This is a genomic window from Caulobacter sp. UC70_42 (assembly GCF_044056025.1).
Classification (GTDB): Bacteria; Pseudomonadota; Alphaproteobacteria; order Caulobacterales; family Caulobacteraceae; genus Caulobacter.
Genome location: NZ_CP171994.1, coordinates 2924096 through 2936315, shown reverse-complemented (window position 1 = coordinate 2936315; position 12220 = coordinate 2924096). Strand labels below are relative to the sequence as shown.

General features: G+C 67.2%; 9 protein-coding genes, 2 tRNA genes and 3 pseudogenes. 5 read left to right on the top strand and 9 right to left on the bottom strand.

Going from position 1 to position 12220, the window contains the following annotated elements; translation table 11 throughout:
• Positions 1-48: 48 nt before the first annotated feature.
• Both ACHMW8_RS14640 and ACHMW8_RS14635 read left to right on the top strand, forming a co-directional pair.
• On the top strand, positions 49-498 hold the full coding sequence (locus ACHMW8_RS14640) for a PA2169 family four-helix-bundle protein (RefSeq protein ID WP_125156251.1): 450 nt from the start codon (positions 49-51) through the stop codon (positions 496-498).
• 84 nt (positions 499-582) lie between these two features.
• On the top strand, positions 583-885 hold the full coding sequence (locus tag ACHMW8_RS14635; protein WP_395442941.1) for an ArsR/SmtB family transcription factor: 303 nt from the start codon (positions 583-585) through the stop codon (positions 883-885).
• A 212-nt stretch (positions 886-1097) separates the two neighbouring features.
• Here the strand turns inward: ACHMW8_RS14635 and ACHMW8_RS14630 are convergent, their stop codons facing one another.
• The gene (locus ACHMW8_RS14630) at positions 1098-1805 is read right to left on the bottom strand and encodes a hypothetical protein (RefSeq protein ID WP_395442940.1); all 708 of its coding nucleotides are present in this window, start codon (positions 1803-1805) and stop codon (positions 1098-1100) included.
• A gap of 941 nt (positions 1806-2746) precedes the next feature.
• On the opposite strand from ACHMW8_RS14630, the pseudogene ACHMW8_RS14625 reads away from it, so the two are divergent.
• Together ACHMW8_RS14625 and ACHMW8_RS14620 are read left to right on the top strand one after the other, a co-directional pair.
• Positions 2747-3918 (top strand): annotated as a pseudogene (locus ACHMW8_RS14625) (IS3 family transposase).
• Positions 3919-4222: 304 nt separating this feature from the next.
• Positions 4223-4972: a glucose 1-dehydrogenase gene (locus ACHMW8_RS14620; protein WP_395442939.1), complete on the top strand. Its 750-nt coding sequence runs from the start codon at positions 4223-4225 to the stop codon at positions 4970-4972.
• Between the two features lie 60 nt (positions 4973-5032).
• Here the strand turns inward: ACHMW8_RS14620 and ACHMW8_RS14615 are convergent, their stop codons facing one another.
• The 7 genes and pseudogenes from ACHMW8_RS14615 to ACHMW8_RS14585 all read right to left on the bottom strand — a co-directional run bounded on the left by ACHMW8_RS14615 (position 5033) and on the right by ACHMW8_RS14585 (position 10229).
• The gene (locus ACHMW8_RS14615; protein ID WP_395445983.1) at positions 5033-5701 is read right to left on the bottom strand and encodes a DUF6456 domain-containing protein; all 669 of its coding nucleotides are present in this window, start codon (positions 5699-5701) and stop codon (positions 5033-5035) included.
• 62 nt (positions 5702-5763) lie between these two features.
• A complete protein-coding gene (locus ACHMW8_RS14610; RefSeq protein ID WP_395442938.1) occupies positions 5764-6135 on the bottom strand; it encodes a helix-turn-helix domain-containing protein in 372 nt (123 codons plus the stop codon).
• A 120-nt stretch (positions 6136-6255) separates the two neighbouring features.
• Entirely contained in the window at positions 6256-7200 is a 945-nt protein-coding gene (locus ACHMW8_RS14605) for a hypothetical protein (protein WP_395442937.1), read from the bottom strand.
• A gap of 18 nt (positions 7201-7218) precedes the next feature.
• A pseudogene (locus ACHMW8_RS14600) lies at positions 7219-8132 on the bottom strand (sugar kinase).
• A gap of 2 nt (positions 8133-8134) precedes the next feature.
• Positions 8135-9919, bottom strand: coding sequence for a DUF885 domain-containing protein (locus ACHMW8_RS14595; RefSeq protein WP_395442936.1), 1785 nt, complete (start codon positions 9917-9919; stop codon positions 8135-8137).
• 111 nt (positions 9920-10030) lie between these two features.
• Positions 10031-10105: transfer RNA gene (locus tag ACHMW8_RS14590), tRNA-Gly, on the bottom strand.
• A 49-nt stretch (positions 10106-10154) separates the two neighbouring features.
• A tRNA-Gly gene (locus tag ACHMW8_RS14585) sits at positions 10155-10229 on the bottom strand.
• A gap of 160 nt (positions 10230-10389) precedes the next feature.
• Here ACHMW8_RS14585 and ACHMW8_RS14580 point away from each other — a divergent pair.
• Positions 10390-11251, top strand: a pseudogene (locus ACHMW8_RS14580) (SDR family oxidoreductase).
• 56 nt (positions 11252-11307) lie between these two features.
• Here ACHMW8_RS14580 and ACHMW8_RS14575 read toward each other — a convergent pair.
• Positions 11308-12180, bottom strand: a complete 873-nt coding sequence (locus ACHMW8_RS14575; RefSeq protein ID WP_395442935.1) for an alpha/beta fold hydrolase — start codon at positions 12178-12180, stop codon at positions 11308-11310.
• Positions 12181-12220 lie beyond the last annotated feature (40 nt).

The following is a 12220-nucleotide window of genomic DNA, read 5'->3' as shown; positions in this document are numbered from 1 at the left end:
CGCGGTCGCCCCGCGTTGACCCGGCTCCCCTTCTGTAGGAGCCGCCCCATGCATACGAACGAAGACCACATCAAGCTCGTCAATGGCCTGGTCGAAACCACCATCGACAGCGCCGACGGCTATGCCGAAGCCGCCAAGGACGCCGACGCCTCGCGCTACAAGGATCTGTTCGAGCGCCGCGCCCAAGAGCGCCGCTCCGTCGCCTCGGAACTGCAGAACGAGGTTCGCCGCCTGGGCGGTGAGCCCAAGGACGACGGCACCATCCTGGCCGCCGCCCACCGCGTCTTCCTGAACCTGAAGGACTCGATCACCAAGGGCGACGAGGCCGTGGTCAATGAGGTCGAAGCCGGCGAAGACCACATCAAGGCCAAGTACGAAAAGGCCCTCCAGGACACCGACGTCGACGCCCAGACCCGCGCGGCGATCGAAAAGGCCTGGACCTCGGTGAAGTCCGGCCACGACCAGATGCGCGACCTCAAGCTCTCGCTAAAGCACTAGTTCAGCGTCAGAACGGCACGGGGCGGGACCGAAAGGCCCCGCCCTTTCGCATGCGGATTTGCCTCCGCGCTCGACCGATCGCATATGAAGGCCATGGAAGACGCGCCGCGCCCCGTTCTCGATGAACGCCAGATCAATCTGATCGCCAAGGCCCTGGCCGAGCCCCGCCGCCGCCAGATCCTCAAGGAGGTCGGCGCCGACAGCGAACCAACAGCCTGCGGGGCGCTGGCCCAGCACGTGGCGGTCAGCGCCGCCACCTTCTCGCATCACATGAAGGAACTGGAAACGGCAGGCCTGATCAACATCTGCCGCCAGGGCAAATTCGCCTTCCTGATCCTGCGGCGCGACGTCCTCAACGCCTACCTCGCCCAGCTGGCGGAGATCTGAAGACGGCGCGATAGGCTCTTCTAAATAGCAGGGCTGCGGGGTGGCATGGTCGTCTGCCGGAGCCCTGACTTATTTGAAGGGCGTGTGCGACATGCCGGGCGGCTCAAACACCGAGGCCCGCATGGCCGCATCATAGGTCGCATCCAGCCGCGATCGTTTCGCGGACCATCGCCGCCATCGCCATGCTGTCGTGCTGAAGCGCTTGATCCTCTCTACGCCCTAGACGTGACCCGCACGCCGCTGAAATGGGCCAGCGTGCCGGGGCCGATCCACAGCGCCACGGCCCCCTTGGCGTCGGCGCCGTGTTTGAGGTCGCCGACGATCAGGGTCGGCTGCTCGGCGCCGTCGACATGCAGCCGGGCCTTGGAGCCCGCCACCACGATCCGCACATGCGTCCATCGGCCTGGTTCGAGATCGACATAGGTCTCGTATTTGGCCGGGGCTTCGGCCCGCAGCCGCTCCCAGGGATGGTCGGGGTGCGAGATGTACTGGACGGCATGGTTGCGGCGTAACTGGTCGTCGGCTCGGCCGTTGGTCGGACGCAGATAGATGGCCTCCAGCTTGGCCTCTTCGTGCACCCGGAACGCCACGCCCACGAAGCCTCGCGCCGTGGCGCTGGCCGTGGTGGCCGGGGCGCCGCTAATCCAGGCTTCGATGACGCCGTCGCCGAAGGCGGGCGTGTCCAGCACCACCAGACGGTCGAGCTCGGGGACGTTTTCCAACGCCGTGGCGCGCAGGGCGGGATGGCCCCGATAGTCCGTCCGCGCCGTCTCAACGCCGATGGCCCGGATCGCTCCGATCTCCAGGCCCGTCCCGACGGCGACGCGTGGCGCGGCGAGGGCTGCCAGGGAGCTGGCCGAGGCTATCGACAGCGCGGCGCCGCCGATCGCGGCCCGACGGGTTTGAGCATTGCCGGACATTTGAGGCTCTTGGTGGTGGGACCACGCCACTTTCATCGTCACGCATGGCCGCATCAAGGCCATGCTTGGCGGGCGAACCCGACAAGCCCGTGTCGGCGCAGGTTTGATCTGTCCCTTCAACGCGGCTGTTTTTGCGGCGGTACTCAGACCGGACAAATTGACCGTACAGCTTACTGCTGTCCGCGAACCGACTGATCCAACCTAAGTCTGTCCTCTCAAGGCCATGCCTGCCCGAACTCCGGTCGCCAACCTGGATAAAATACCGGCGACAGCGCCTCCCCCCATCTCTCGATCGCGACATTTGACCGGAGCCGAGCCAACACGCTCCAATGCCAAATGAGATCGCATCCGGACGGCAGCCGGTTGTTCCTCAGGTCGTTACAGCGCCTATGCTTGAGCAGGCCATTGCCGACGCTGCGCAGCCCGCCGAGCTCGCGCGGGTCGACGTGATCGAAAGTGGGATACGTTGGCGCCCGCTTGGCCTTTCCTCTTATGGCCATCGGCTTCCCGCATCCCGCGGACTCCTCCCTGCGCCCAATGGAGCATCTCACGCTGCCTTTGACGCCGGACGCGATGTCGCTTCATGCTTCCCATCCTGTCTGAGCTAAAAGGCCAAACCGGCGCGACAGAACCGGACGCAGCCAACTTCACAGAAGGGTGGTGTTGGGCTGTCCCGCATCACCGACGAGCGCACGTCACGCTAGCTGAGCCGTTGACAAACCAAGCCTAACGACAGAGCCTAGAGTAGCTGCGACACAGGATCGGCAGCCCATACGTGTATCGCTGAACCGGTGAATCGAGAGGTGTTGTTCGAATGAGCACAGCTCACGTTCATCAGAGGTGGTGCTTGGGTTAGGGACAGGGGTTCGAATCCCCCCGTGATCCTCCCTCGCTTGAGTGGACACCCATGCTAGCTTTTCGGAGCTGGAGAGGAGTGTCTGATGAGCGTGAAGCGTCGGGTCTTTCCGGAGACCTTCAAACGATAAGCGGTTGACCGTGTCGCCAGCAGCGGCCTGTCGGCCGGCATGGTGGCCCGGGAGTTGGGCCTGCACGAGACGGTCCTGCGACGATGGATGATGCAGTACGGGACGCAGGTGATGGGGCCGGCGCGGCGCGCCCACACGCAAGCGCCGGCCCCGTCGCCGTCTGATCTGGCCGCCGAGAACGCCCGCCTGCGTCGCGAGAACGACCATCTGCGGATGGAGCGCGACATCCTAAAAAAAGCCGCGCTCATCTTCGGAGCGGCCTCCCGATGAAGTTCGGGTTCGTCGATGAGCACCGCGGCGCCTGGCCGGTTCGGGTGATGTGTCGGGTCCTGGGTCTGTCGGCCAGCGGCTACTATGCCTGGCGCGTCAGGCCCGAGAGCCGGCGGGCGGCGGCCAATCGCGCGCTGACCGAGGACATCCGCCTGATCCATGCCGAGAGCTGTGGGACCTATGGTTCGCCGCGCGTCCACGCCGTCCTGCGCGGTCATGGGCGCCGCGTTGGGCGCTCGCGGGTCGAGCGGTTGATGCGCCGGGCGGGCTTGCGCGGCCTGGCCGCGTTGCCTCGCCGTACCCGCACCACCGACAGCCGCCATGGCTATCCGATCGCGCCCAACAGGCTCGCCCGCAACTTCCAGGCGGCGGCTCCAGGCCAGGTCTGGCTGGCCGATCTCACCTACATCCCGACTGGCGAAGGCTGGCTCTACCTGGCCGGCGTCCTCGACATGCACACCCGCAAACTCGTCGGCTGGTCGATGCGCGACACCCTGCACACCCAGATCGCCCTGGAAGCCCTGACCATGGCCATCGCACGCCAAAAGCCCGCGCCCGGCCTCATCCATCATTCGGATCGCGGCATTCAATATGCCGCCGAGGCCTATCGCTCGGCCCTGGCCCAAGCCGGCATCACCCCCTCCATGAGCCGCAAGGGCGACTGCTGGGATAACGCCCCGATGGAGAGCTTCTTCCACACCCTCAAGACCGAGCGCGTCCATCATCGGATCTACGCCACCCGCGCCGAGGCCCGGCGCGATCTGTTCGGCTATATCGAGGGCTTCTACAATTCCCGTCGCCTGCACTCGGCTCTAGGCTATATCAGCCCCGCCGAGGCCGAACGTAGAGCGGCTTAACCCCGTCCACTCTCTCGGGGGAAGATCAAAGCGAGGGAGGATCATAGGTGTTAGGCGATGGAACGTCGGGTTGCTGGAGGCGCACCAACGTCAGCAACTGGCGCTTACGCTCCTCTGCCGCGTACAATCCAGACTCCTTGCAACTGCCTCGCAGTTTTGACAGCCCTAACCTGTTTCCGGGACACTTCTAGCCTGTACCGACAGCCCATCAGAAAATCTCTCGAGCCTCGCTCATTGAATCATTTCGATGATTATCTAAATGTCGAAGCATGCGCCGTTAGGGCGCCGAAGAGTGAGAGAGATCATGAGCAAGCTTGCTGGCAAGACCGCCGTCGTCACGGGCGCCTCGAAGGGCATCGGCGCGGCCATCGCCAAGGCCCTGGCCGCCGAGGGCGCAGCCGTCGCCGTCAACTACGCCTCCAGCCGCGAGGGCGCCGACAAGGTCGTGGCCGAGATCGCCGCCGCCGGCGGCAAGGCCATCGCGGTCCACGGCGACGTCGCCAAAAGCGCCGATGTCACCCGCCTGTTCGACGAGACGGCCAAGGCGTTCGGCGGCGTCGACATCCTCGTAAACAACGCGGGCGTCTACGAGTTCGCCGCGCTGGAAGAGGTCACCGAGGAACACTTCCATCGCCAGTTCAACATCAACGTGCTGGGCCTGCTGTTGGCCACCCAGGAAGCGGCCAAGCGCTTCGGCGCCGGTGGCGGCAGCGTGATCAACATCAGTTCGGCAGCGACCACCGTCGATATCCCGACGGCCTCGGTCTACACCGCCACCAAAGCCTCGGTGGACTCGATCACCCGCGTACTGGCCAAGGAGTTGGGTCCGCGCAAGATCCGCGTCAACGCCATCTCGCCCGGCGCAGTCGAGACCGAAGGCACCCACACCGTGGGCATCATCGGCAGCGACCTGGAGGCCCAGATGATCGCCCAGACCCCGCTTGGGCGCCTGGGCCAGCCGTCGGACATCGCGCCGGTGGCGACCTTCCTCGCCTCGCCTGAGAGCTTCTGGATCACCGGCGAGATCATCGCCGTGGCTGGCGGCAACCGCTAACCGTTCGTCTGGAGCGCATCCGGGCGGCGAACCGCGCACACTTCGCCTGACGCGCTCATGTCACGCCATCCGATAATGTCGCGCCAGGCGCTGCAGGGCGAGTTTCAGGACCGTCTTGCCCGCCCGGCGCGGCAGCTTCAGCGACCGCTCGGCCATCTCCAGCGCCGAGCCGAGCAAACAGACCCGTTCCAGGATTTCCCGAAGCCCCGGGCCGACCGCCGCCAGCGCCTGGGCGATCCGCTCGCGGGCTGCGACGTCGCGCTCGGCGGGCGCCAGGCTCGGTCGACCGCCATCGACGCGAGGCGTGGCGTCCCAACGCATGGTCATCCGGCCCTGAGTTCCCAGGCTCTCGAACTCCTCGCGCAGCCGCTCGCCGGCGGCGACCTCGACCGGCGTCAGCCAAGGCCGCCCATCCCCGTCGCGACGGCGCGCCAGCCAGGCGATGGGCGACTCGCCTAGATTGCGCCGCACCGGGCCATCCGGCCCGGCGACCTCAGCCTCGATCACGCCCGGCCGTCCCGGCGGCGGCGGCACGACGGACTCCGGCCGCGCCGTCATCGTCCAGCCGCCCTGGGCGCGCGGCCGCAGCGTCGCCTCGCGGGCCAGCACCTGGAACGCCGCCTCGTCCAGAGTCAGCATCACGCACCGCCGGCGACTGGCGCCCAGGCGCACGCCGTAGCCCGGGCCCCGCGCCTCGATCACCGCGCCGGGGCGGGACAACAGCCGCATGGCGCGTTCGGCCTGACGGCGGGCTTCAAGCTCCGCGTCGAAAATCTCGTCGGGGGCCGCGCTCACGCCGGAATCTCCTCGGCATGGGCCGGCGCCTGCCGCAGACAGGCTTCCAGGTCCGAGAGCCGGCGATCGAAGGTCACGTCCTCGCGCATATCCTCGATCTTGCGGCAGGCGTGGCCGCAGGTGGTGCGGTCGCGACCGAACGCGAAGGCCACCCGCGCCAGCGACCAGTGGAAGGTGATGTGGGTCAGGTAGATGGCCAGCTGCCGCGCGCGAACGGCGGCGTGGGTGGCGCGGCGGGGCGCGCTGATCTCGACCGCCGGCACGCCGGTGGCCAAGGAAACGAGATGGGTGACAAAGCCGACCGTCAGGCGGTCGCGGCGGGGATCGGGCGTGATCGCCCAGATGTCCTCAAGGGCTTCAACCAACATGGCGTCCTCTCCTCCCTGCCGCGAGCGCGGCGGGCGAGAACCACTATAGGTATATTTTCACAACAAGAGGAAGATATTCCTATATCACTCCAGCTTCCAGACGATAAGGCATTGATTTTCCTAGATGTGAGCAGCGGAAACACCCTCCCCTAGATGGGGATTGGCGTCCGCCAGCATGGCTTTGTCGCCCGCAGGGTTCGGCGGGTGGATGATTCGGATCATCGGCACGCGATCGAAGTCGGCGCGCATGCGCTCAACCCAGGCTTCGTCGATTCGCGTGCGATCCTGACGGAGTTTATGGCAGGCGGCGATCGCGGCCTCGAGGCCGGTCTGGGGATTGGCTGCCAGGATGTCCGCCGGGCAATGGGCGCGCAATTCCCGCACCACGAGGTCCGACGGCGCCGGACTTTCGCGCAGCCACCGTTCGGAGCGCCGGAATCCGTCCGTCCCGAGCAGACGCATCATGTAACCGGTGTTGGACTGCAACAGCACATTTCCCGCGCGGTCCGCCAGCAGGACCGGAAACAACGGCGCCAGGGACGGCAGGGCGGTATTCGCGTAGGCGCGGGTGTCCCAGTAGCGCTCGACGATCTGGGCGAAATGCGCCGCATCGCGCAAGAGCTCGAAGCCGGACTCCGCCATCGGCAGGATCTCGACCTTGGCCTTGTTGACGTCGACCGTATCGTTGGAAACGTCCACATAGAGCGGTCCGAACTGGATCGCGTTCTGCAGGTAGAGTCCGCGCAGGGCGCCCCAGATCAACGTGCCTCGACCGCCATGTCGGAAGAAGGCGTCCAGCGCGCGCTCGCCCGGCGATCGTCGGCGGGCCGCCGCCTGACGTAACCGGCCGATCACATCGGCGGTGATCTCGTAGCAATAGCCGTAGGGATAGGGCTTGTCCCGCCGCGCCGTCGCGCCCGGCGCCAGGATCGCGTCCGTCTCGGCGCGGATTTCCAGCAGCGCCGCCTCAACCGAGGGCAAGGCGGGAAGCAGAAAGCGTTTCGTCAGCGCCGTCTGCAGACGGTCGGGGACGAGATCCTCGGGAGGTTGAAGCATGTCGAACACAAAAGACAAAGCACGCGGCTAGGCCCCTAGGGCCAAGCCGTGCGGGAGAATAGCGCCCCTGTGCGAGACCACCAGCGCGGCGAGCGCGTGCGCGCGTCGCACCGCTTCCGGAATGGGGAGTCCTCCAAGCCGAGACGACAGGTACGCGGCGTTGAAGCTGTCGCCCGCTCCCGTCGTGTCGACAGCCTTCACCCGGCCCGGCGGCGGCGTCGCCGTGCGACCTTCCGGCTGATGGACATTGACCGCGTGGCTCTCGTCGCGGGCCACTACTTCGGCGCCGGCCGCGGCCCCATTCGGCGGCCAGGTCCTCGGCCTCACGTCCATAGAGCGGTCGGCTGTCCTCGCTGCTCAGCGAGATGTAGCGGCACGAGGGCACGACGCCGTCCAACGCCGCGCGGGCAGCTTCAGCGCTGGGCCACAGGGCCGGGCGGTAGTTGAAGTCCAGCGCCACGGCGACGCCCAGCGAGTGAATATAGGCGAGAATGTCCTTCAGGCGCGCCCGGCCGATATCGCCGACCACCGCCAGGGTGACACCCGACAGGTAGACGAGATCGCTGGCCTTGGCCGCCTCGATCAGCTGGTCGGCGGTGTGGGCCGAGAACAGGTCTCGGATCGGAGCCCGCTCGCGCCAGTAGTGGAACTTCCGCTCGCCGTGCTCGTCCAGGACGATGGCGTAGAGGCCCGGCAAGCGGTTCTCGATCTGGCGGACCAGCCGCGTGTCGATCCCCCTCCCGGCGCATGGCCGACAGCACGCCCTCGCTGAAGGGATCGCCCTGCCCCAGCGCCGTGCAATAGGCGACCTCGTCGCCCAGCCGCGCCATGTAGATGGCCGTGTTGAACGTGTCGCCGGCGAAACCCATCCGGTAGAGACCGTCCGCGCTCTCGGGCGACAGCTCGACCATGCATTCGCCAAGCACCGTGATTCTAGCCATGGTCAGCCCTTCTTCTTGGCCGGCTGGGCCTGGGATTGCTGGTCGATCCAAGCGTCGATCCGGGTCTCCAGCACCGCCAGCGGCAGCGAGCCGTGCAGCAGCACCGCGTCGTGGAAGCCGCGCTCGTCGAACCGGTCGCCCAGCTTGGTTTCGGCCCGCTTGCGCAGGTCCAAGAGCCTCAGCTCACCGATCTTGTAGGCCAGGGCCTGGCCGGGCCAGGAGACGTAGCGCTTGAGCTCGACCTCGATATTGGTCGGCGACAGGGCGGTGTTGTCGGTGAAGCAGGCGCGGGCCTGTTCCAGGCTCCAGCCCTTCCAGTGCATGCCGGTGTCGGCCACTAGGCGGCAGGCGCGCCACATCTCGTAGGACAGGCGGCCGAAGACCTCATAGGGGTCGCGATAGATCCCCATCTCCTCGCCCAGCCATTCCGAATACAGGCCCCAACCCTCGCCGAACGCGGTGAAGTAGAGGTTGCGGCGGAACTCCGGAACATTGACCTGTTCGGCGGCCAGCGAAGTCTGGATGTGGTGGCCCGGCGCGCCTTCGTGCAGCACCAGGGCCGGCAACTCGTACAGCGGCCGCTGGTCCAGCTCGGAGGTGTTGATCATCAGCCCGCCGGCCCGGCCGAGCTTGGCGTCGCCCCCGAAATAGCGGCCGGTGGTGTAGCCCTTCTCGATACTGGCCGGCACGGGACGCACGCCATAGGTCAGGCGCGGCAGCACGCCGAAATGGGCCGGCAGCTGGTCGTCGGCGCGCTTGGCGATCTCGCTGGATTTCTCCAGCAGTTGCTGGCGGCTGGTGGCGTAGAAGCGCGGGTCCTTGCGCAACATGGCCAGGAAGGCCGGCAGGTCGCCCTGGAAGCCGGCGGCCTTCATGGTCTCCTCCATGCGAGCGCGGATTCGGGCCACCTCGGCCTGGCCGATGTCGTGGATCTGGTCCGGCGTCAGGGTGGTAGTCGTGTGCCGGCGGGCCAGGAAGGCGTAGTAGCGCTTGCCGTCGGGCAGGTCCGAAGCCGCCAGGCTCTTGGCCGCGTGCGGGACGTACTCGTCGGTCATGAACTTCAGGAAGGCGGCGCGGGCGGGCGCGACCTTGTCGTTCATCGCCTTCTCGCCCTCGGCGACGAGGGCCTCGCGCGTGGCTTCAGCAATGCTGGCCGGCAGGGCGCGCAGCGGGGCCATCAGCGGATCGTCGGCCAGCGGCGTGGCGACGGCCCGCTGGGCGCGCTCCCGCACCGCCTGAGCGGTCGGTATGGCCTGGACGAAGCCGGTCTTCACGCCGCGCCGGGCGTTGTCGATATTGGCCGCATACCAGCCGGGCATGGCGTTCAGCAGGCCGATCCAGCGTCGAGCCTCGGCCTCGCTCTTCAGCTTCATGCCGCTGGCGCGATACAGCATCATCACGTCGAAGCCGCCATCGCTGCTGAACGGCATCCGCGACTCGTCATAGCCGGCAGCCTCGATCCGGTCCTTGACGGTCCAAAGCAGGAGATCGCGGGTCAGCTTCTCCTCGTCGGAGAGGCCCCCGGCCTCCATGGACGATAGCGCGCCGGCGATGGCGTTCAGCTTGGTCAGGCGCTCGGCGTCGGCGGCTGGCGAGACATCGGGCAGGCGCCAGCGGGCCTCGTTCGAGCCGCCGGAATCGGGATCCTCGTCGGTCGCGCCGAGCGCCTCGTAACGGGCGACCAGGCTGGTCAGGGTATCGGAGGGCGCGGCCGACGCCGCCGAAGCGACCAGGGCGGCGAGACAGACGCCGGCCAGGGCGGCGCGCCAGGGTGCGATGCGAGTCATGAGGCTTAGCTTAGGCGAACGCGTATCGCCCCGCGACACGCGAATCGCCGACCGCGATCCCTTGGCGGCGACCGGTAAGAGGCGTCTGAATTTTCGGAAGAAGATCGAGAATGGAGCGGGCGAAGAGATTCGAACTCTCGACCCCAACCTTGGCAAGGTTGTGCTCTACCACTGAGCTACGCCCGCCCATTCGCGAGATATATAGTCGCTCCATTCCCCGGAAATTCCGGAAGAATGGAGCGGGCGAAGAGATTCGAACTCTCGACCCCAACCTTGGCAAGGTTGTGCTCTACCACTGAGCTACGCCCGCATCGGCGAGGCTCAAAAGAGCGCCCCGCGACGAGGAGGCGGCTTATGGCAGAGCGCTTCGCGGTTTGCAAGCACCCTTTGAGGGGTTGCCGACAGGCTTTTTTCGGAGGCTTGATCCGGACGGCTTTAGGCTGGGTTTTCTGGGGGCGGAGTTCTAGGCGTTGCGTCTGTTCGTGTTCGGTATGGGCTATGTCGGCGCGGCGTTTTCGCGCGCCTTGCGGGCCCGCGGGTGGGAAATCGCCGCCACGGCGCGGGACGCGGATCAGGCCGATCGGCTGCGCGCCCAGGGAATCACGTCCGCCGATCCGAACGACCGCGAGGCCATGGCCGCCGCACTCCAGGGGGTGAACGCCGTCCTGGTCACCGCCCCACCTGGCCCCGACGGCTGTCCGGCCCTGGAATCGCTGGTTCCCGCCCTCGCCCAGGCACAGGCCTTCCCTGACTGGATCGGCTACCTGTCGACGACCGGCGTCTATGGCGACTACGAGGGCCGCTGGGTGTTCGAGACCGCGCCGCTGAAGGCCCAGTCGGTCGAGGGCGCCCGCCGCGTGGGGGGCCGAGCGCGACTGGCGCGAGGTCGGGCGCGGCATGGGACTGACCGTCACCGCCTTCCGCCTGCCCGGCATCTACGGCCCGGGCCGCAGCGCCCTAGACCGCCTGCGCGCCGGCGAAGGCCGCCGCATCGTCAAGCCGGGTCAAGTGTTCAGCCGCATCCACGTGGACGACATCGTCACGGGGCTTCTGGCCTCGCTGGAGCGGCCGAAGGCTAGCGGGATCTACAACCTGGTCGACGATGAACCGGCCCCGCCTCAGGACGTCATGGAGCACGCCGCCCGTTTGCTGGGCGTCCCGGTCCCGCCGGACCTGCCTTTCAACGAACTGGGCATGTCGCCGGCGACGCGAAGGTTCTACGCCGAGAACAAGCGCGTCTCGAACGCACTGTCGAAGGCGGAGCTGGGCTGGCGGCCGGCTTATCCGACCTACCGCGAAGGCCTGGCGGCGATTTTGGAGGCGGGCGGTTAAGCTGGTTCCTTTCCCTTAAGCTGGTTCCTCTCCCTTAGGGAGAGGAACTTTATGTCCTACTCATCATCAATCGCCGGGATCCTCGGCGTGATCCCCACCGCATCCAGGCCCGCCGCGTTACGCAACCGCGCGGCGCGCGCCAGGCGGCGAGAGACCAAGTCGCCCTCCTCCGGTTCGGCCAAGCCCTTGGCTTCCGCCACCGCCGCGACCAGGCGCTCCAGATCCTGGGGACGCGAGAGCCGATGGTCGCCATCCTTGATCAGGGTGAAGATGACGTCCTCGCTTTTGAGGGCGTTCGCCAGTTCCAGGGCGTGGGTCCACGGCACGTCGGGATCGGCTCCGCCTTGCAGCATGCGCACCGGGACGTCGATCGGCACGGGTCCCGGCAGGATCGACCACCGCGCCCCGTCTTCGAGCAGTCCGCGGGTGATGGCGTAGCCGCCGTCATCATAGTCCGAGGGCCGGATCCAGAAGCCGTCGCGGGCGATGGCCGCCTTGGCCTCGGCCGACAACTCGGGCTCCATCAGCTTCTCGGTGAAGTCCGGCGCGGGGGCGATCAGCACCATGGCCTTCACCCGGTCAGGCCGGGCGATGGCGGCCAGGCACGACAGCCAGCCCCCCATGGACGAGCCGACCAGCACAAGCGGCCCCTCGGTCAGCGCGTCGATCACCGCCAGAGCGTCCTCGCGCCAGCGGCTGATCGTGCCGTCCTTGAAGGCGCCGTCGGACTCGCCGTGGCCGAAATAGTCGAAGCGGATGTAGGCGCCGCCGGTCGCCTTGGCCTGCTCGGCCAGCACCTCGGCCTTGGTCCCCGTCATGTCGCTGTGGAAGCCGCCCAGCCAGACAACCGTGGGGCCCTCGCCCTCGACACGGCGGAAAGCGATCTTCGAGCCGTCTTCGCGCGTCAGAGCGCCCGGGGATTCGGTCATGGCGTCGCCTTGATCCTTTCGATAACTAAAACGCGTTCGT